Source organism: Sphingobacterium kyonggiense, from assembly GCF_039536825.1.
GTDB lineage: Bacteria > Bacteroidota > Bacteroidia > Sphingobacteriales > Sphingobacteriaceae > Sphingobacterium > Sphingobacterium kyonggiense.
In genome coordinates, this window is the sequence record NZ_BAAAZI010000011.1 from 17,794 (window position 1) to 39,694 (window position 21,901).

At 37.4% G+C, this 21,901-nt stretch carries 15 protein-coding genes; 5 read left to right on the top strand and 10 right to left on the bottom strand.

The genetic code is table 11. The annotated features are described in order from the left end of the window. Positions 1-88: 88 nt before the first annotated feature. On the bottom strand, positions 89-1,804 hold the full coding sequence (locus ABD676_RS13135) for a tetratricopeptide repeat protein (RefSeq protein WP_344675171.1): 1,716 nt from the start codon (positions 1,802-1,804) through the stop codon (positions 89-91). A 462-nt stretch (positions 1,805-2,266) separates the two neighbouring features. Between ABD676_RS13135 and ABD676_RS13140 the strand changes: the two genes are divergently transcribed. From ABD676_RS13140 to ABD676_RS13160, 5 genes are read left to right on the top strand one after another with little or no spacing between them, the layout of a single operon-like run. Next, positions 2,267-3,484: a HEAT repeat domain-containing protein gene (locus ABD676_RS13140; protein WP_344675172.1), complete on the top strand. Its 1,218-nt coding sequence runs from the start codon at positions 2,267-2,269 to the stop codon at positions 3,482-3,484. 25 nt (positions 3,485-3,509) lie between these two features. Then, complete coding sequence (locus tag ABD676_RS13145; protein WP_344675173.1) at positions 3,510-4,937, top strand: glycosyltransferase family 2 protein; 1,428 nt, start codon at positions 3,510-3,512, stop codon at positions 4,935-4,937. Beyond that, positions 4,927-7,785, top strand: coding sequence for a tetratricopeptide repeat protein (locus ABD676_RS13150; RefSeq protein ID WP_344675174.1), 2,859 nt, complete (start codon positions 4,927-4,929; stop codon positions 7,783-7,785). The genes ABD676_RS13145 and ABD676_RS13150 overlap by 11 nt, the downstream gene beginning before the upstream one ends. A gap of 27 nt (positions 7,786-7,812) precedes the next feature. Beyond that, entirely contained in the window at positions 7,813-9,933 is a 2,121-nt protein-coding gene (locus tag ABD676_RS13155; RefSeq protein WP_344675175.1) for a DUF4838 domain-containing protein, read from the top strand. Between the two features lie 7 nt (positions 9,934-9,940). Beyond that, on the top strand, positions 9,941-10,444 hold the full coding sequence (locus ABD676_RS13160) for a DUF1573 domain-containing protein (protein ID WP_344675176.1): 504 nt from the start codon (positions 9,941-9,943) through the stop codon (positions 10,442-10,444). 117 nt (positions 10,445-10,561) lie between these two features. On the opposite strand, the gene ABD676_RS13165 is transcribed toward ABD676_RS13160, so the two are convergent. The 9 genes from ABD676_RS13165 to ABD676_RS13205 all read right to left on the bottom strand — a co-directional run bounded on the left by ABD676_RS13165 (position 10,562) and on the right by ABD676_RS13205 (position 21,776). Then, positions 10,562-11,623, bottom strand: a complete 1,062-nt coding sequence (locus tag ABD676_RS13165; protein WP_344675177.1) for a tyrosine-protein phosphatase — start codon at positions 11,621-11,623, stop codon at positions 10,562-10,564. A 26-nt stretch (positions 11,624-11,649) separates the two neighbouring features. Then, positions 11,650-14,511 (bottom strand): TonB-dependent receptor, encoded by a 2,862-nt coding sequence (locus ABD676_RS13170; protein ID WP_344675178.1) that lies wholly within the window; start codon positions 14,509-14,511, stop codon positions 11,650-11,652. Positions 14,512-14,662: 151 nt separating this feature from the next. Continuing rightward, positions 14,663-15,760, bottom strand: a complete 1,098-nt coding sequence (locus tag ABD676_RS13175) for a helix-turn-helix domain-containing protein (RefSeq protein WP_344675179.1) — start codon at positions 15,758-15,760, stop codon at positions 14,663-14,665. A gap of 899 nt (positions 15,761-16,659) precedes the next feature. Beyond that, entirely contained in the window at positions 16,660-17,298 is a 639-nt protein-coding gene (locus tag ABD676_RS13180) for a hypothetical protein (protein ID WP_344675180.1), read from the bottom strand. Between the two features lie 188 nt (positions 17,299-17,486). After that, a complete protein-coding gene (locus ABD676_RS13185; protein ID WP_344675181.1) occupies positions 17,487-17,951 on the bottom strand; it encodes a hemerythrin domain-containing protein in 465 nt (154 codons plus the stop codon). 37 nt (positions 17,952-17,988) lie between these two features. After that, on the bottom strand, positions 17,989-18,393 hold the full coding sequence (locus tag ABD676_RS13190; protein WP_344675182.1) for a cytochrome C: 405 nt from the start codon (positions 18,391-18,393) through the stop codon (positions 17,989-17,991). Beyond that, entirely contained in the window at positions 18,377-18,658 is a 282-nt protein-coding gene (locus tag ABD676_RS13195) for a hypothetical protein (RefSeq protein ID WP_344675183.1), read from the bottom strand. Before ABD676_RS13195 ends, ABD676_RS13190 begins: the two co-directional genes overlap by 17 nt. 5 nt (positions 18,659-18,663) lie before the next feature. Continuing rightward, on the bottom strand, positions 18,664-19,668 hold the full coding sequence (locus ABD676_RS13200) for a cytochrome c (protein ID WP_344675184.1): 1,005 nt from the start codon (positions 19,666-19,668) through the stop codon (positions 18,664-18,666). An 11-nt stretch (positions 19,669-19,679) separates the two neighbouring features. Continuing rightward, positions 19,680-21,776: a cbb3-type cytochrome c oxidase subunit I gene (locus ABD676_RS13205; protein ID WP_344675185.1), complete on the bottom strand. Its 2,097-nt coding sequence runs from the start codon at positions 21,774-21,776 to the stop codon at positions 19,680-19,682. Positions 21,777-21,901: the final 125 nt, after the last annotated feature.

Consider the following 21,901-nt stretch of genomic DNA (forward strand, 5'->3'; position numbering starts at 1 on the left):
TTCCTATTCTTTCTTCCTTTGAAAGCATATAAATGCAATAATTGCAACAAAACCAGTTATGTGAAAATAAAGCCTTAGCTCGTTTGGATTAGATGAGCTCCATTAATTCCTCGTAATTGTCTTGAAGTCGTTTTTTCAAACGTTGTTTGTTTTTCTTAACAGCGTCCATCGAAACCCCAAGTATATTCGATGTTTCATGAGTTGACAAACCCAATTTCAATAATAAGATAAACTTCAAGTTATTTTCAGTAAGATCCGGGAATTTTTTCTTGAGGTTGATGTAGTATTTAGGGTATTGGTTATCAAATGCTTGTTTAAATCGTATCCAGTTTTCTTCAGTTAGAAGGTGAGATTTAAGCACCTGTTTCAATTTTCCATTTCTTTCCTCAATATGCGCTGACTTTGATTGGTTAATCTTACCTATTACAGATTGCAATTCTTCAATCTGTTCATTCTTCTCTGTCATGAATTTCAGGTAATCATTAACAGAATTATTTGCCTCGCTTAATCGCTGATCCATCAAGGCCTTTTCTAATTTAAACTGCAAAACTTTCCGTTCATATTTCTCATGTCGAGACTTGTTAAGTTTCGAAGTGTAGAAGTACCATTCAATAGCCAATAGAACGATTAGTAAACACAGAATTCCATACATTTTCTTGGCAAAGGTTTCCCTTTCAAGCTTCATCTCTGCAAGCTTTACTTCATTTAGGTAGCTCTCTTTATTTAGCAGTAATTTACCGCGTAAGATTGCCTCTTCACTTTCACCTGATACACCATCTTTATCGTAATTATATAAGGCACGGGCAGCCAATAATTCTTCTTGTTTCTTTCCTTCTTGTTCTGCTAGTCGAAATTTTATATCGAGAATTTGCTTTTTATACTCAATCAAATAAGGCACATTTTTTACATAGTCATAAGCAATATTTAATTCTTGATATCCCTTATCATACTCATTCAGTTGAAACAAGATCTTTGCTTTCAAGATTCTTGCATAAACAAGATTCACGGAGTCTTTGGCGATTAATGAAAACTTAATGTCATCATTAATATATTTCAAAGCGGTGCTTAAATCAGATTTACCATAATAAATGTTCGCAAAATTTCCTTTTACGCGGGCTAGTCTTCCAATATTATTTCTTTGTATAGCATACTCCTCAGCTTGTTTAAAATAGGAAAAAGCTTTCGCTGTGTCTCTACGATTTACATAGTTCATCCCTATGTTATCCAACAAAACAGGTTTTAAATCCGAATTATCTGGTGTAAGCTCCAGCGCTTTTTCAAGATAGATAAAAGACTTATCTGGTTCTTCTAAAGTTTCAAATACATAGGCCAAGTATTGATAGCTTTCTGCAGGATTAATTTGATCTTTGGGTTCAATATCATCGATTTTAAAGGAGGCCTGAAGAAAGTAGGGCAATGCCTTTTCAAGCTTTCTATAATGATAATAATATTTAGCTGTAGTAATATTGATCCAAAGCTTTAAGCCCTCTTTATTCAACTCTTGAGCAATTTCTAATGCTTTAGTGAAATTATTCTCACTCTTTCTATTTAAACTGTCTACTGCTTTATAATTCCCTATTGCAGTCAGCGTAAGATATATGGCATAATCTACTTTGTTATTTATGTGGGATAAGTGGTTTAGGGCTTTCTTAATTCCAGTTGTATCATTTCCTAACTTTTCGGCAACAGCAATTTCTTCACGATAATCCCTAAGCTTTCTCTTTTGGTTAAAATTTCCACAACCAACTGAGAAAACCAAAAAGATATTCATGAGAATCAGCACAACTTTGCTTGAAGTAAACATTTCTTGGTTAGATTAATAACTTAACTCTAAGGATTAGTCCCTTATGTATATTGCAATATACGGAGCGTGGAATAAGTATTTTGTCACTTTTACCTGTAAAATCAAGCTTAAACCTGATTTCCAGTGTTTTACATAACTTATTTGTCCCTTTTTGTCCACAAAACACCTAAATAAAGGATAAAATTCGCCCCTCTTTTGACGATAAATGTCCCCCTTTTGTCACCAATATGAACTGATATTGTCATTTTTCAAAGTGGACTTGATGCAAATTGTCCACCAAATGTCCCTAGGTTAAATTTTTATTGTAAAATAGTTTGCCTTTAACTTTGAATAGTTATCCTCGGAATAGCACCCAAGCGATATACATATAAGTTATAACATTTAACCAACTCAATTTTATACTCGAGAAAACCATTATTAAAATTCACTTAAATATTTTAACAGATTTCAATCAAAAAAAACATGAATATACTAAACGAATTTCAAGACTTGTGGTTCTTATTCTATACTGCACCACTAGTTATAAAAGTAGCCCTAGGGGTCATTGCTTTTGTTGTCAGCTTATTTATCGTTATACTTACCATAACTGCTATAAGTTATGCCTTTGATCGAATTAAAAAACGCAATTACAAAAAACTAAATGGTCTTCACCGCGAGTTAGCTTTAGATATCCTGTCCAGTAAGGAAATTTTCACTCCTTCAGAAATTCAAATTGCCTATGCGAACCATTGTGGCAGATTAAACTATGCTGCTTATTATTCATTGGTTCCTACCTGTCAGGAATTATTGGAGACAGATCCTTCATTACAACAGTCACCTAATTTCAGGACCTTTATATCTGCATTGGGGATAGATAATCACTTGGAAACAAAATTAGGCTTTTCTTCAGTGGCTAGTAAATTAAAGACCTTTCATCAATTATCGCGTTTTAAGGTCCTAATTGCAGATTCTAAAATTCTTCCTTATACCTTCAGTAGAAATAGGTTTATCAAAAAAGCATCAAGATCAGCCTATATCGGTGTAAGTAATAACAATCCCTTCAAATTCTTCGACCAACAAGACAATCAGATCAATTACTGGGATCAGATCATTTTGTTAGAGCAGTTAGAGCACCATCATAAGGATAATCTTCCAAATTTCAGTAATTGGTTGAAGTACTCTAAAAACGACAGTCAAACCATTTTCTTAATCAAAGCTGCGAGTCATTTCAAACAATATGGTTGTGTAAAAACCCTTATAACCTTATTGGATGAAGAGAATCCCAGCATTCGCGAAGAGGCCATCAAGGCATTAGGGATAATGCAGGTTCAAAAAGTAGAAAATAAATTAATCAGTTTATATAACTCGCAACCAAACGCATGTAAAGATGCCATCATCGAAGCCATCTTTAACATTAATAGTAAAAATGCCTCTGACTTCCTTAAAGAAGCTTTTGAACAGAGTCCCAATTACGAATCCAAGAAGCTTATTGCAGAAGTGTTGTATTCCTATGAAGATAAAGACCATAAAACTTTTAATGAATTAATGGAAGGTACGGAAGGATTTAACAAAAGGATATTGGAACACGTATGCAATCCGCTTAATAATCATTCATTAACAACTCCAGAATCAAACAATGTATTGCTTTTAGATAGTAATGAGTCTTCAGAAGATTCTTATGTTATCAAATCCGCCAATTAAATATTAACTAAATAATAAATTCGCCATGATTTACAATTATTTTGAATATTTCATATTCTTTTACTCCTCTGCTATGCTACTCTCGTTGCTTCTTTTGGGCATCTTTAGCAGCATCAAACAATGGAGATTCCGAGTTTACAATACTAAACAAGATGATTCATTCTTGATGAACTCTAGTTTAACCCCAGGAATTTCAATTATTGCTCCGGCATTTAACGAAGAAAGAACAATCATTGTCAATGTTAAGTCTTTGTTGACAATGGAGTACCCAACTTTTGAAGTCATCATTGTCAATGATGGAAGTACCGACAGAACTTTAGAATTGCTCATTCGAGAATATGATTTAGAAGAAACTGCTTATGCCTATGTTGAGCGTATCAAGACCGCACCATTTAAACGGATCTTTCGTTCAAGAAACCCACTATATAGCAATTTAACGGTTGTAGACAAAGTAAATGGAGGTACTAAGGCTGATGCCTCAAACGCTGGTATAAACGCCTCTAAATATCCTTATTTTATCTGTACGGATGTTGATTGTATCCTAGAAAGAAAAACCATGCTTAAGATGATTAAGCCAATATTAAACTCCAAAAACAGAACTATTGCTGTTGGAGCAGTATTGCGCATGTCGAATAGCTGTGACATCAAGAATGGTGTTATCACGCGAGTTCGACCTCCAAGAAGACTGATTCCTCGATTCCAGGAATTAGAATACATGCGCTCATATCTTTTTGGGAAATTGGGTTGGAGCTTTATCAATTGTGTTCCCAATGTATCTGGAGGATTAGGTTTATTTGACAAGGAAGTAGCCATCAATGCCGGGGGTTATGATGGTAAATCACATGCCGAAGACATGGATCTATTGACCAAGATGGTGACCTATATGTCCAACAGTAAACAAAAGTATACTGTTGACTATATTCCGGTGTCATGTTGTTGGACCGAAGGCCCTAGTAACTTGAGGATATTAGCAAGACAACGTATTCGCTGGGCAACAGGATTGGCACAAATCTTCTTTGTACACCGTAAGGTATTTTTTAATCCTTCCTATCCAAAATTGGGATTCCTTGTATTCCCATATATCTTTATTTTCGAATTCTTAGCACCAATAATCGAAGCATTTGGATTATTCTGGTTCCTCTTACTTATCGTTAAAGGTGATGTCAATTGGGATACTGTTGCCTTCATGTTTCTCTATGTGTACACATTTGGTATTGCCATAAGCTCTTTGGTAATCTTTATGGACTATTTAGTCAAGCGGCAATACAAAACCTTTTGGGAGTATTTTAGTGTGTGGGTAATTTCACTAATAGAAGGTTTTGTTTACCACCCATTTATCATCTATTTCTCCATCGTAGGCTATATAAGATACTTTACGAGCAGAAAGATACAGTGGGGCACCATGACTAGACAGGGCTTTGATATTCAACCTGAGATCGAACATGCAAAATAAATTGAAGACACTTGTCATTGGTCTAGGGCTAATGATGGGTTCCATGAGCATGGTATATGCGCAGGCCGACTTGGATTATTATCAATTGGCAAGAGCAGAAGGTAAGAAAAACAATTTCGCAAAAGCTACCACCTACTGTTTAGAAGGTCTTAAGCAAAGCCCTTCCGATCTTGATTTAAAAGAATACTTAGGAAAATGCTACTTGGAAACAAGAAAGCTAGACCAGGCACGTATGACCTTACTTGATGTATTGCGTAAAAGTCCTGATCGAGATGATTCACGCCGATATTTAATTACTATTGAATCCCTTTCTAAAAGACACGCCTCGGCTATTTGTTATGTCAATGAGTTATTGGAGACCAATCCTTACGACAAAGACCTGTGGTTGAAGAAAGTGAGCCTGTATAAGGAATTGCACAATAATGTAGAAGCAGAAAAATCAATATCTCGTTTATTGCAAATCTTCCCTAACGACAAAAACGTTCAGTTAGCTTATCATACCATTATCAAGGAAAATGCTTCTAATTCTGTGAAGAAGGAAAACTTGGAGGAGGCTGTTATACAATACCAGCAAGCCTTATTAACCGCTAAGCGTGATCCTGAAATGTACGACAACTTGATCAATACACAGATCAAATTAGGGAACTATTCAGAGGCACTGAACAGTACCAATAAAGCAATTTTCCTAATGCCTAACAACTCAGAATTTACTTCTAAGAAGGCAAGCATATTGGAGGCTCAAGGAAATTACACTTTAGCTATCAGCACCTTAGAAGAAGCATTAAGGAGACAAAACAACCCGCAATTGCGCAGGCAGTTAGATTACTTAATTGGCGAATCGGCTAGAATTCAAGCCAACAACGACCCTTATGTACTTTACAGCAAACTATATGCAAAGAATAAGGGAGACCAAGTTGCCTTAAACTATCTTTTGAATACATCCATTGAACGCGGAAAATACGACGATGCTCAAGATCTACTTCGGAATGCATTACGCAGTAATCCAAACAGCAAGGATCTATTATTAAAGCAAGTGGTTGTTTATGAAAGGACACAACAAACGGGAAAATTAGAGGCTATTTATGAGCGTTTGAATCAACTTTACCCTAGCGACACTGATATCGCTGCGAAATATGTACAAATAAGGTTCAATAGAGCAAAAAAAGATTTACTGAACTTAGAGTACAACAAAGCCATTGAAGGGTTCCAAATAGCATCCAAACATTTAGAGTACGAAGAATCTGCCTTACAAGGCTTATTCCAAAGTTACGCTGCACAAAAGAATAAGGTCAAGGCCATGGAGACCATCAACCAATTGATCGCGTCCCACCCTACCGAAGAGCGTTATGCGCTAATGAAGTTAGATTATCTACTTCAGACACAAGATTATGAATTGGCCTTAGCATACGCTAAACAATTACAAAGGCAATTCCCTAATTCAAAAGCAGTACCTGACGAATTGGAAAATATGGCGAACCAATTTGCCAAGGTATTGATGGCTAATGAAAAGTATGATGATGTGATTAGTCTAACCGATTATGTTATTGGCGTAAATCCAGACAGATTACAAGCGTACCTTTATGGTCTGAATGCGCGGGTTTCTCAAGATCGATTTCAAGATGCGGAAGATTATACTAAAAAAGCCTTAGTACAATTTCCAAATCATAAGGATCTACGCATGCGCTTGGCAGGTATTCAAAGCGAGATGAATAAGCACCAAGAAGCTGCACAATTATTGGGAGACCTGCGAAGGGAATACCCTTACAACGACACGCTTGCCAGTGCCTGGATTGAGCAAATGATGATGCATGCCAAAACTTTAGAACAAGACAACCACCGAGTTGAGGCTATACAAGTTTACCAACAAGTTCTAAACGAGCGACCTAAGGATCTAATGACTTCCATCAAACTTTTAAGCTTATATGGAGCAGAAAATCAAAATGAGCAAGCCCTAGCCCTAGTAGAACAATGCTTGAAATACCATCCTAACAATAATGATTTGATATTTCAAAAAGCAGTCATTTATGAGAATACAGGCGATATCAATCAAGCCCTTTCTTTATATGAGCAATATGTACCAACAGCAGATAGAGCGGAACGGATGAAAGACCATATTAAGTTTTTGCGTTCCAAGAATTACCAAAATACCATTACCGCATCATTTACTAACGTAAAATCAGATAGCATTATGCTTAATATTCCTGTAGCATCATTAGAATACAGTTTCAAAGGTAGCCTATGGAATAGTTTTGTTGCTCGTGTAAACTATGCCGGAAAAAATACAGGAGTGGGTATACAAGGTGAACTGGATTGGTACCATACATTTAAAAAAGGAACTAACTTCCTAATCAGTGCTGGTGTAGCGAATCAATTTTTCCAAAAATATAAGTTCTCTGCTTCGGTATTCCAACCATTTGCCAAGGATTGGCAGGTAGAAATTGGAGGTCGTTATGCACGCTTAAATAACGATGCTAACTTCTATACCGCAGTCTTAGGTCTTGAAAGATCATGGAAAAGCGTCTGGGTTAATGCCAAAGCATTTTACATGAACGATGGCAAAGAAAACTATTATAATCTATTAGGACAATCGCGCTTCTATATGATTAATGATCGCGACTACCTGACCTTGATGGCTGGTATTGGTAATGCTCCGGAAGATCAACGTTTAGATTTTCAACTTAATAATTTCCTTAGCTATGCAAATAGTATGGTTGGTGCTGGATACCGTCATCACATAGGGTACAAGTCATCTTTAGGACTAATGGGCAACTGGTACAGCTATAAGATGAGCAGCGAAAGCTATATCAATCAATATAATGTTAGTATTCTATTTTCAACTAGATTTTAATCCATCATGCGGTCTGTTTTCCTATATATGATTTTTGTATTTGCAATGATGGGTTGCAGCAATGCTTCGGACCTTCTCCTTTACCAAAAGGACAAGGTCCTACCTTATATTTTGGTCGAAGACAAACGGGCAAATGCTGCAGCTAATATCTTTAAGGAATTATTTAAAAAGACTACTGGTACCGAATTAGAAATATTGAATCAAGTACGTGACTTTTCTGGTCAACCCGGTATAAACCTTATTTTAACGGATGACAAGAAGGATCATTTCCATATTGAAGGTGCTGATGAAAAACTCCTCATAAAAGGTAGTTATCCTGAAGATTTAGAACAAGGGATATATTATTTTTTCGAGCATATTGTACCTGCTGACTCTACAAAGCATAATCAAGGCGTAGGAAAAAAATTAGAGGAAATTTTTCTACCAAAAAAACTGCTAATAAAAGGCGAAGAAGTCCAAGATTTCCATTACAGGGAGCCTTACTTCCCGATTAACAGCAGCAAGGACTTTCAACAAAAATACAATACCAATAGTCTAGAAAATGCTTGGGGTCTTTGGGGGCATAACATCGGGAAATTTATTAGTCTTAGGGAGGACATGTACGCGCTAGTGGATGGCAAACGTAATCCAGAGCAATTAGACTTTTCAAGCTCTAGCTTGGAAACAGCCTTAACATTTCAAATCAACAAGTCCATGACAGAAGATCCAAATAGAAGGAGATTCATGATCATGCCGAATGATAATGCATTGGTTTGTAATTGCGATGCTTGCTTAAAGGCTGGAAACACCAAAACTAATTCAAGTCCGGCAGTATTAAAATTAATCAACAAATTGGCACTGGTTTTCCCCGAAGCCATATTCTTTACTTCCGATTACCTAAGCAGCTCAACACCAATAGCACAAAAGATGCCTATAAACACCGGGGTAATGATTAGTACCATGGATTTCCCCAAAGGAATAGTCCTTAAAGGATCTAAATATGAAGCCGGAATTAAAGACCGTTTCAAGAAATGGTCTGAAATAACAAATCATATCTATATCTGGGATTATGCCATCAATTTTGATAATTATATGGATGCCCACCCCACCCTGCTCATCCAACAGCAAAATCTACGATTTTATAAAGAATTGGGTGTTACGGGAGTTTTCATGCAAGGGAATGAAGATGGTTATTCAGCATTCGAAAATCTAAAAGCAAGCATATATGCACAATTAATGGAAAATCTTGATTTAGATATCCCTCTAGCGATAAACAAATACTTACAGCATTTTTCAGCTGAGCATGGCAAGTTTGTGGCGGATTATTATCTACAAATCAACGAGCGTGCGCTTCAGAATAAAAATCCATTGGATATCTATGGAGGTGTTCGACAGGCATTAAAAAAGTACCTTAAACAAGATGAACTTCAAAAGTTTTATAAAGATATTTCCTTAGCTGGAAAGGATATTGACCCTTCTTTTAGAGATGAACTTTTTAAATTAAAAATTTCGGTCTTGTTCCAATTATTAGAATTAGCAAGAACAAATGGCTTGGCTGACAATGGTTATGGAATCTACGACTTCAACTTACAACAAGGCCGAATTAATGAAGATCTAAAATCTCAGTTTTCCGTACTTAAAAAACTAATTGAGCTGATCGATTTAGAGGTCTATAACGAATCAAATGCAAAGTTTGCCAATTACTTTAAAAACTGGGAAGAACTGATTTTTAATAAACCTTATAACAATTTACTCTATGGTCAAGGTCTAACTATAAAAAGTAAGTTAGATGAAGAATACGATGATCCTAAATTGCTAACTGATGGTGCAATTGGATTTGAGGATTATTACAACAATTGGATGATTTGTACACAAGACAATTTATCGATCCAATTCCCAATAAATAATAAAATTTCAGGCAAAAGAACATTAGAGATTACCTTCCTTATCGATCGTAGACATCGCTTAGATTTACCTCAAGGAATACAGGTACAATATGATGGAAAATCGCCTGTAATAAAACACGAGTTTAGTGCCACACTAGAAAAACTAAAACGTGTCACTTATAAATTTCCGTTGAACATAGCAACGGAAGATAAAATACTATCCATTACAATTCTTAAACAACCGCTAGCAGGTTTTGCCTGTGATGAAATCATTTTAAATTAAAAACATCATGAAAAAGCTATTCTTTTACATTTCCATATTGACATTCTTTTATGTAATAGTTGCTTGTCAACCCACTACTCATCAAACTAATTTGGTCATTGAAGATTCTGTGAGAACCTATTTACCCATCTTGCAAGGGGATAAACAGGACATAATTGTAAAGGTCAAGAACACAGGAAAAGAACCTTTGACCATCCAGGATATATATCCATCATGTGCTTGTACGGATGCAAAAATTCTCAATTCTGTTATTCCGGCTGGCAAATATGGCTATATACAAATGAAATTTGATAGTAATAAAAATGTGGGATATGCTGGAGTCTACACCACCTTTGTGGCAAACACGCCTCAAAAATTTCATACCTTCTTCTTTGAAATCAATGTAGTACCAGATGCAAACGAGGACAAAGATTATGAAGAGATCTACAGGGATAATTTAATGGCCAATAAATTCTTCTTAAGAGAAGGAAGCAAAGGCATGACCATTTCAAAAAATTATATTTCCAATTGATAAAACTATCATTATGTAAAACCTTTAAGACTATTCATTTAGTTTTATTTCAGTAAGAAAAGGCGTACCATCTAAATGGATACGCCTTTAACTTTTTAATTATATTAAGAAATGGAACTAATACGTGTATTTCTTTTGATAACTTAATCTTTGTTCATCTGAAATTTTTAAGCCCTCACGGATGAAGTTGTCCATAGTGCCATATTTTTTAATAATTTCATTTAATCCTGCTTCCAAATAGGCTTTATCCACCATCATCAATTGGGTAACTACTTCCTTGTCTATTTTAACAGGTGCTGATCCAAACATTTTGTCCATACCTCCTTGGATTTTATCATAGGTGTAATAATTGGTCATCAAATATTCGTCTAGGATAGTTTCTTGATCAACATTTAATACAGAAAGTATTAAGGCAGAAGTAAATCCTGTTCGATCTTTCCCTGCTGTACAATGAAATAGAGACGGAGAGTCAGCATCCAACATCTGTTTAACTAATACTTGGAATCTCGGAAGGTTCTTTGTTGCAAAGTCCTGATTAGCTTTGATCAGCAACTCATTTGCTGCTTCCTTCGTCATACTGCCATCCATAAACTTTTGCATCACAGCTTTCATCTGCGCATCATTCCCCTCTTCAAAGATGGGGTAATGAATCCATTTCATGGATTCAGGCAAATGATCTTTTTTGCTATTCACCTCATCCTGACTACGCAAGTCATAGACCTGCTTGATTCCTAAACTATTGAGGTATGGAAATTCTGACTCCATTAAACCAGACAGCTCATCAGCACGATAAAACTGCCCCCAAACAACGTGCTTTCCATCTTTGGTTGGGATGCCTCCAATATCCCTGAAATTAGAAGGACCAGATACAGTTATCTTACGCTCTGTGATGACAGTCGTATCGCCATTATTGGTCAACATAAAATACAAACGCTCAGATTTTGGCGAATTGATAAGTGTATCACCATATACAACAATTGATTTAGAAGCTAATAACTCCTTTTTATCTCGCCCTTGCTGCATTTGGTAAGTACCTTTAGGGATAGACAATTTATAATCGCCATTCGCTTGGCGCTCTGCTTTAAAGTTCTCTTTCAAAGTGATTTTCTTTTCTATTCCTTGCGCATTGGCATATGTAAAGCTTGATGCAGCCAATGCTACCAGAAACCATTGTTTCATGTTTTTCATATTATTGGGGTTAAATGTTAAAATATTTGATAGTTGATCCCGATTAATCCACGTTGTGAATAATATTCCAACTGCTCCAATCGACGCTGATCGCCATGGTAATATTGCATTGCTGCATTATTCAGGTTATTCAGTTCCAGGAATAGGTTGACTTTCTTATTGATTTTATAGTTTGCCGAGAAGTCAACAGTGAAGTTCGCTCCATACCAACGGTAGTTTTCCGGATTACCCTGCACTAATGCTAATGCAGCTCCTTTATAGTTTCCTGCTAAGCGCGCCATAAACTTATCGTTCTCATAGAATAAAGCCGCGTTGAAAAGGTGCTTTGATTGGCTTGGTAAAGCTTCCTTGGCGATTTCTACTTGTACTTTCCCTTGTGCATCTACCTCATACCTTGGCACATTCATTTCAGAAGTGGTAAAAGTATAATTGACATCTACACCAAATCCTTTCCAAAATCCAGGTAAGAAACTCATACGCTTGGAGATTCCGGCTTCAAAGCCTGCCAACCAACCCTTTTCTGAGTTCTCTGGCTGTACCACACGGTGTAGTACCCCATCTATCGTTTGAAAAGATTGTGAAGAATAAATAACATTGCTTAAACCTTTGTAGAAAGCCCCAAAACTTGCTACACCAATATCCTGAAAGAAATACTCGGTCATCAAGTCGAAGTTATTGGCAAAGGTCGGTTTCAGGTTGATATTTCCTCGAGTAATAACCGGAGGCGTAAATATTAGGTTGACACTTTCGGTAGGATTCAGATCCGAGAAATTTGCCCTGGCAAAAGTACGCGTATAGGCCAAGCGGATATTCATTGGCTCAATTGGCTGATACTTTAGATGTACCATTGGCAAGAAGGCACCAAAACTACTTGTATTCCTTACTGGATTTATTTCAAATACATCTTTCCCGTCTACCTTCTTGCTAATGACTTCATTTCCATTATACGCAAGGTCTGTATGTTCATAACGAATCCCTCCTACTAATTGGATTTGATCTGTAATTTTCCCTTCAAACATACCATAGCTGGCCCAAACATTTTCAGTACCGCTATAGAATGAAGGTGCCGCATCAGGACTGCTGTCATCACGTTTTAAATGGTAGAATTTTCCTTCTTTCAGGTAATTATCTTCCAATAGCGCATCCAATTGACGTAAGTTTATCCCGGGCAATTGAACCGAAGCATAATCAACACCTGTTTCATTTAGAAAGCCACCATTGTAATTGTATTTCTCCTGTTCAAGATCTGCTACTGTTGTTTTCAATGCGGTATTGATGTAAATATCCATAGGATTTCCGCGACGGAGGTATTTACTTTTATACTTTCCGCCCGCTTTAATGGATAACCAAGATGCAACTTGGTATTTTACATCTGCCTCGGCAATACGATCTCTTTCAAAGCTTTGCAATTGCATTTCTATTAATTGAGAAATACGCAAATCCTTATCGGTAATTGCCGTTTTATACGCTGGCAAGAATTTTCTGAAAGTAGTGCCGGTATATCCACTAGGTGCATCCAGATCTAGGTACATCTTACCATCATTTGCTAAATTGGCGTAATCCACTTTACTACTGAAGACCGCCATTTTATAGGTAGGTTTCGCATTTGTTGAACCATCTGGCCTGCGGGTTTCCATATCCGTTTGGTAAGTAGAAGCCTTCCATTTTAAGTTCACTTTATCCTGAAATAGATCGTGATTACCACCTAACTCTCCCCCTGTTAGCCCAATACCGATCAACCCTTCCCTACGGCGCTGAGACATACTGCTTTTGTTGAGGTCCAAAGTATGCTCTAATGCCGTTTCCTGATCTTGAAAATCGGTCATCAAACCTCTGAAATAAAGCTTATGAGAAGGACTGAAATTATATTCTAAACCTGCATTAATACCATAGGTCGTACGGACACCTTTATAATCACGTAGTTCAAATCGCTCCATACTGAAATCATCCAAATTATAGATAGATTCCACATTGTCTGTCGCCCAATTACGTTTCCAATAAGATGCCCCTATAACAAAACCTAATTTCTTATTGAAGAAATGATCGCCGTATAAAAAAGATCCACTATAAATTTCTTTTTGTGCTTGCCCATTGTATCCTCCAGCAGCATTTACCTTAAAGATTTTATGCGTAGGAGCTGTGCGGGTAATGAAATTTATCGAGCCCCCAATAGCATCTCCTTCCATATCAGGTGTTATGGCCTTCGAAACCTGAACAAATTCAATCATCTCTGAAGGGAAGATATCCAATGGAGAAGTACGGCTTCCGGAAGTATTATCGGACGTACCTTCTGAAGTAGGCATGCGGTTACCATTGATTAGAGTGGAGTTCCATTGTAGAGGGGTACCACGTACGCTGGCATATCGACCTTCACCATGATCTCTTTCAATTGAAACCCCTTGAATTCTTTGTACGGCCTCTGCCGCATTACGATCCGGAAGTTTACCAATGACATCCGAAGCAATTACATTCATAATGGCCGAGCTGGTTTTTTGAATATTCAAGGCCTTTGCTTGCGTGCTCGCCATGGTTCCTCGAATAAGCACTTCTTCAAGATCCTCTCCCCTTTGCTCAGCAAACTGAACTGTTCCAAGGTCCATAGTACTGTTAGCGGAGCTAAGCTCTACTTCTCGTTGAATAGTAGGATAACCGATGTAAGAAAATTGCAGGCTATGTTTGCCTATTGTCAAACCACTTAATCGGAATGTTCCATCCAATTCACTTTTAGTTGACCATTTTCCATCAAGCGTTTTAATGGTCACACCGGGCAAGCCACTTTGTCCATTGACCACCTGTCCGATGATGCTGTTGTTCTGTGCAAATCCTATTGGGATTTTTACCAGAAAGAATAATAAAATAATAACGTAACGAAATAACATGATGTGGAAATATTTAGTTCGCCACAAATAGAAACAATAATCGTTTTGCCATCGACCTAGCCAATTGGGAAGAACTAAATCAAGGCGCACGCCATTGCATGTTGTTAACTATCAGGTATTTACACCGTATTAACAAATCTTTATCAAACTATTACGAGAATTTTAACAAACTGGGATCTTTAAGATATTCTGTTGGAGAAAAACCAGTTTCTTGTTTAAAATATTTGTTGAAGGTACTTTTGGACTGAAAACCGGAAGCATATGCCAATGCCAAGATGGTTCTCTCCTCCTTTAATACGGAATCACTGTTTTTAATGAAAAACGCTATCTGTTTGGCATTAATATAAGAGTAGAAATTCGTCTTAAGCACGTGGGAAAATACCATTGAAAGATCGTGATTGCTTATCCCCAATCCAGTAGCCAAATCACTTAGGCTAAATTGAGGGTTCAAATAGGGTTTTTCATCTGTAAAGAATAATTCCAGTTTATCAGCATAGCTTTTTAGTATTTCCAAATCTACATGACTTTTCTGGTATTTTACAGATGATGATTTGATCATTGTAAAGGTATTTGTAGCATTTTTTAACTGCATCGAATAAGGTCTAATAAATTTAAAATAGACGATCATTAAGATGACAATACTGGAGGATGCTAATCCGACAAAAAGAATAATATAATTTAGGTTCTCAGGAATTAATTCAGCAAGGAGAACCAAAAGGGATAAGAAAAGGCTATGTGCAGCAAAACCAATGCTAAGTTGAATATCTTGTTCCTGTATCCTTTCTCGAACAGCAGCACGGAACCTCCAGAGCCAATACATATCCGCTAGGAAAAAAGAAACAATAACTACTTTTCTAAAATTATGATAGAATAATGTTCGGGCATGTTCTAAAATTCCTACTTGCAAAAATTGCAGCTTAAAAATATGTTCCACGACAAACATAATCACCGTTGCCGTATAGGGTATCGAAATCAACACTAAATCTCGACGTTTCAATTCTTGCTTTTGAAGGGTATTCCGAATGTACAGAAAGGCAAAACTGACAAAACATATAGAGGAAGATATACCCTGGATGAGCTCTCCATTATTTTGATCGTAAAGAATAAGTATTTTAGAAAAAAGACCTAAGGCACATCCAAAGAGGATAATTAATAACAATTGATCCTTACTTTCCTTTTTAAAAGCCTTGAACCAAAAGGCAATAAAAATAACGACTTGTAACGTAGTAAAGATTAAAAACGGTTCCATGATTCAATTATATCATTTTACTATTAAAAAACTTTTGCCTCAATGTTAAATTTAATTATAAGTTCGTTTGTGTAGCAGGAAATCTAAGTTTAAATAGCACATAGAGCAATAAACTTTAAGCAGCTCTTTTAATATCATTACGTCTGCACTATATCAGTCCTAATTAAGGCATGTATTTGTGTTCAGAATAGTTCGTATAAAACTCCTAAATCCATCTTGTTTGCTTTGATATTCCTAAGGAATTTCTTAGGATATTAATCGGAACTCCTTCGGATCTCGTTCGCTTCTAACCGAACGAGATCCGAAGGAGTTCCGAACAAGTTCCGAAGGAGATCCGTAAGAGTGTCGAAGAAAACCCCTTGGAATAGATGTGAGATAGGAGACCGCTACGCTGTTAGATGTGAGACAGTGGAAAGGAAAAAGTGGAAAGTAGAAAGGGTAAAGACACCAGATTTTAGAACTGTAGGCGGGTTAGGAAAATAGGATTTACAACGCAGAGCGAAGCAATGAGTCTTAATAGTTCGTCATAAGATTCTGTCATTGTTTATCGAAGATGAACGAACTCTAAACTATGAAGGAGATTTTCAGTTTGGTAATAGGCGGGCGATGCATGCATTGACCCTACAAACAATCGTGATTTTATTATTCCTTACCCCCATAACCGTAGGGTCGAAGCATGCTTCGACCGCATCTACATAATCTCATAAAAACAAACAATAACGCAATAAAAGCCAATTCATTGACTTTCTATTGCCTTTGAAGTTATAGCTGAAAGTTCACTCAGCTAGCTTCGTAATTGTTTTATGAATTTGAATTTCTGGTTATTTCCAGGTCTTTCCGCTGGATTAAATCGATGACGCAATTTTCCTGTATCTCAATTTAGATTCGCTAATTGTATCTTAAAGTTTAATGGTTTTGGTCCATGCCTTCTGACCAGAAATGGAATGTTCAGCTGTTAAAACAAGTAATTTCTGGTCTACATTGTATTTTACCTGTATGGGGCCATGTCTTCTGGAATAATCGTAATAATACTCATTGAAGACTTCCTTTTGCAGAAACGGTAAAAAAGCAATCTTTCTATCTACATAAACGCGAATAGGTTTTGCATTACTGGACATACGCGCACCAGTCACACGGTAAACATGTCCATCACCTAAATCCTTTACTTCCTTATAGCTGTAGTCGTACATGAAGTAATCCACTCCTAAAATACCCAAACTGCCCATAAAGAATCCGACAAAAAAGACAAATACTGTTCCCAGAATAGCCAGTACTCGCCATACTTTTCTACTGATATGGATAAGGTAAAAGAGCAAATTGGCGATGACAAAATAAAAGAAAGCTATACTAAAATAATTCCAAGCACTAGATGTCCATGATATATCTGTCATCATGACGATGATAAATAAAAGAAGGTATACGGTGCAGAATTTCACCCACCTGCCATAAACCTTTGGATTCTTTCTAATTATAAAAAAAAGAATTAAAGCGAATAAAGGCACTAACCATGCACTAAAAAGGATGTAGTTGAATAGCATAATCTTCGGGTTTATATAAGCAGATGTAGACCACCGTGTGATTCTAGACTTTCGATAGTCAGCTATTAAATATACTGATTCCCAAAAAGATTTAGGTTATAGGGTTAATAAAAAAAAATTGCCTGCCGGGAATTTGGGCAGACAATCATTTCAGAGGGAACTAAAAGGAATATCTTCAAATTAAAGCATTAGTTATTCCAAAAAGGGTCGTCCCAAACAAGTTCTTGTATGGGAACATCATGTACTTTTTCGACAATTACCAATTGTTCTTCAGTAGCGACCTTTTGGATTTCAGGGAAGATAACGCGTTCTTCTAGTCTGATGTGACTTGACAAATTCTTTTCAATTCGCGCTAAGGTCAAGGTTGTAAATGGCTCTAATAAGATGAGCCATTTTAACAACCTATGATCAGCAATCGCATCAAGTATGTATTCATGTTGGTGTCCGATAATCGGATACAGAAATTTCTCTTCCAGCTCAAAGTGTTCGGACAATTGGTGTTTCCACATTTCCTTCACATAAGCACCAATTCTTTCCGGGTCAACGGAATTTTGTAAGCCTTTTCGTATTTTCCAGCAAAGTAAGAGGGCAAAATGATGCTCTCGACTCAAAGGCTGTAAGGCAGCATGTCTTTTTAAAGGTTTGTTTTCCATTTTCCTAAGATTTAATGAATAATTCGAGAACAAGCTATTAACCAATAAAAAGATACATAAACAAATAATACATCGCCCAGCCTACAAAGCCGATGATGAGAATCCACACCCACCATGGAATTCCTTGTGGAGTTTCACTACCTTCGATCATGAAGTTGGCAGAATCTCCTTTACCATAGGCATTAATCATGATAGGAACCAGGTCATCCAATACAGCATTCTCCTTGATTCCTGTTATTTCTATAGCTGGTCCATTCCTCACTTCAAATGGGATTATTCTTAATCCCTCCTTTCCAAAAGGATCTTTACTGACAATTTTTAAGGTATGCGGCCCATCCACTAATTTACGGGTGTCCAATTCAAAGTTTACTGGTGCATATACTTCCGCAACAGGAACTGTTTCTTCATCAATAAAGATGTATATCTTACTTTTCTGACTCATATCCTTCCTGATTTAAAATATATCGCTTGATATGATGGGTGTTTTTCTCTCCAGGCCTAATAATCCAGCGTAAGGTTAAAATCAGACTAATTACGGCGATAATAACCATGGCTATGACAATAAAATAATCAAACCCACCATCAGGACCGGCGCCATGAGTCCAACCGCGTAAAAGTTTAGGTTGGTTCCGCTCGCAAACTGGGCAAGCCCAAGCACTTGAAGACATGAGAATCATGATGGCCCAAAAACTTATCTGCTTTTTCATTTCTATTATTTCGTTTGAGTTTTAACAAAATCCACAATCTCCTTAATTTCGGCAGCCTTAATCGGTTTACCTTTATTACCCCAATTGCTTCGTTCATAATTGATAATTGCGGCTACTTCTTTCTCCGTAAATCCTGCTGTAGCCCCTACAGCTGGCATTTGTCCATATTCTGGTCGGCTATCATAACCATTCATGATAATATCGACATAGAGGTCTAAGTCATCACTTTCTACGATTTTACTTCCTTTCAGAGGAGGAAATGCTCCAGGGAGGCCGTTTCCATCGGCTTGGTGACAAGCTTGACAGTGAGCCACATATAAGGCTTCACCATCCAGCTCCCCTTCTCCACCTTCAGCTGCGGCAGCGGTCTTTGCTTTTCTTTTGAATAAGAACTCAGGGATCTTTTCTTCATCAGCAAGTTTGACTTGTTTTAATGATTGCAGGTAAGCGATTAATTGCAAGGCTTCTTGCTTAGCAACCACCTTTCGACCATCCTTTGGAGCAAATTCTTCAGGTATGTTGACTAGCACATCGGTACTATCAATGTTAGTTTTAAGTTCAAATAGATAAGGGTATGCAGGCATGATAGACTCTGCCACGACAATTCTAGGATTGAAAAGGTGTACGAGGTTCCAATCTTTGGAAGGTTGTCTGTTACCGATATCGGTTAAATCGGGACCTGTACGCTCGGTACCCATGAGGGTGGCGGTATTACGCCAGAAGTCCATTCTTCCGATAGCGGCATAATCTGCGGCCATACTGGGTCTTTGTCCGAATACTTTATCCATTTCTATATTTCGCACCTGTTGGCTATGGCAGGCTACACATCCGTTGGCTACGTACAAGGCTTTTCCCGCCATAGCATCAGCTGATAAGGGTTCCGCATTGGGAAGTGGAGCATTCATGGCCTGGTTATTCAGGGCCGGCAGAATCGCCACAAATAAGGTTAACAGCACAAAGAAAGCTGTTGCGGTGAGGAATAGTTTTTTATGGTTATCAAAATAACTCATGATCAATTTCTTTACTTCTGAGGATTACTGTTCGTCTTCTTTTCGAGTTGTTTTACGATTGCTTCTCCAAAATCGATGTTTGGATTCGGCGATAGCATTTTGTACATGTTATAGGCAAAAACCAAATGGGATATCCACATTAGGCTACCACCGATTGCACGCCATAACCAATATGGCGCCATCATGACGACACCATCGATAAATGGTTTCCCTTCCATCCATGCCATACCTTTTAAGGTACTGCCATACATCAGTGGGACGGTGTACATCATCATGCCTAGTAAGGCCATCCAAAAATGGGCTCCAATACTGATCTGCGGTGCTTCTTGACCTGTAAATCGTGGCACTATAGCATAGATACACGCCCAGAGGAAAAAACAAATGATACCATACATGGTCAAATGGGAATGGGCAACGGTAAAGTCTGTAAAGTGCCAAATCAGGTTGGTTTCACGGAATGCCTCAGCAGTTCCTTGCATGGAACCCGTAAAATAAAAGATCGTACCTACCAGGAAAAATGGAAGAATATAACTATCGCGAACCTTATACCAGGCTCCTTTAAAAGTCATCAGAAAGTTGGTTGTCCCCGCTATAACCGGAATGGCCATACCGGCACTTCCGACAATCGCCACGGTCTGTAACCACCATGGAATAGCAGAAAAAACAAAGTGGTGACTACCGATTAGGGTATAGAATAAGATCTGTGTCCAAAAGGCCAAGATACCAAGGCTATAAGAATAGATTGGTCTATTCAATTGCTGCGGCAAGTAATAGTACACAAGCCCTAAAGTGAACAACATAAACCACATCCCCACACCTTGGTGCATATAATAACCTTGAATGATGGTTTCACCTAAGCCTTGTTGCCAGAACGGCAAATAGGCAGAAAGGCTGATCACAATGGTGAAGATTATGGCGGAGACAATGTACCAATTCGAAATATAGATTTCCTCGGTAGTCTTGCGAGCAATAGTTTTATAAAAATTGATCAGGGTTAATACCAGTGCAACAGCAAATGGCAACATAATTGGCCAAATGTATTCACGGTATTCACCTCCACCATTGTTTATCCCTGCCATCAAGCTGATGGTTCCGGCAGTGACCGTAAGGTTGATCAGCCATAAACTAATCCAACCTAATTTTAAGGAGTATAGTTTGGTATTACTGACACGTGGCACGACATAATAGGCCAGACCAATCATGGCCATAGATGCCCAACCCCAGAACACGGCATTGGTATGAACAGGTCTTAGTCTTCCAAAGCTCAACCAACTAATCTGCTCTAAATCTGGCGCGACGAATTTAATACCTACATACTCCCCTATAGTTGTTCCAAATAGCAACCAAAAAGTAGCTGATACAAGAAACCAAATGACAAGCTTAGCTAAACTAGGATCAATATTAGGGCGGCGAGTTGCTTTCTTTTTCCGGGATACTAAGGGTATCTCCAAGTGTTCATTGATGTTTAATAAACCCTTCGGGTCTCTCGCATTATTTTTTCCAGACAGATGGTCATCATTTAAACGATAATCCAAGGCTGCTTGATGCTCCAATAAAGTAGATTCAATCTCTTCAAGTTCGGAATCTTCCAATTGATTGGCAATGGCAATGGCTTCCTTCTCCTGAGACTGAACTCGTAATTTGAACAAACGCTTACTAATTTTCACAAATAGAAGCCCAATGGCGAAAAGTGTTGGAATCAGTAATAGCACCAGTGTGATGATAATTCCGGTCTTACCCCAAAAACTGCTGTTGTTTGTTTGGGAAAATGCCTCTAATGGCCACAAATGAAGACTGGATAAAACAAATAACAAGATGAGCGTTTTGTGCTCTTTTAAATTTCTTTTAATAGTCAATAGGCGTGTAATTTGTTTACTACTCAAATGCTTTATAGATGATTTGAGATCTTTTGAATGTAGATCTAGCTTCTTTCGGGTGAAAAAGCGTGAAACTCCGTGAATTCGTTCTATCAACAGTAGAACGACAAACAATAGGGATAACAAGACGATAAGCAGCGAGATCATCCAAAAGTCATATCCACTGACTTGGTAATGAAAAAACTGCGACTTTATCGGTAATTCTGCATCCAACATGGGTATGAATAACATGGGTTGATGACTGAGATTTAAGAAAAACACATTTTAAATTTTAATTATAATTTTAGCAATTATCTAAAAGGGGAGTGATTTATATCCTTTGTCTAGGTTTGTTTTTTACATTTTGATTTGTCAAC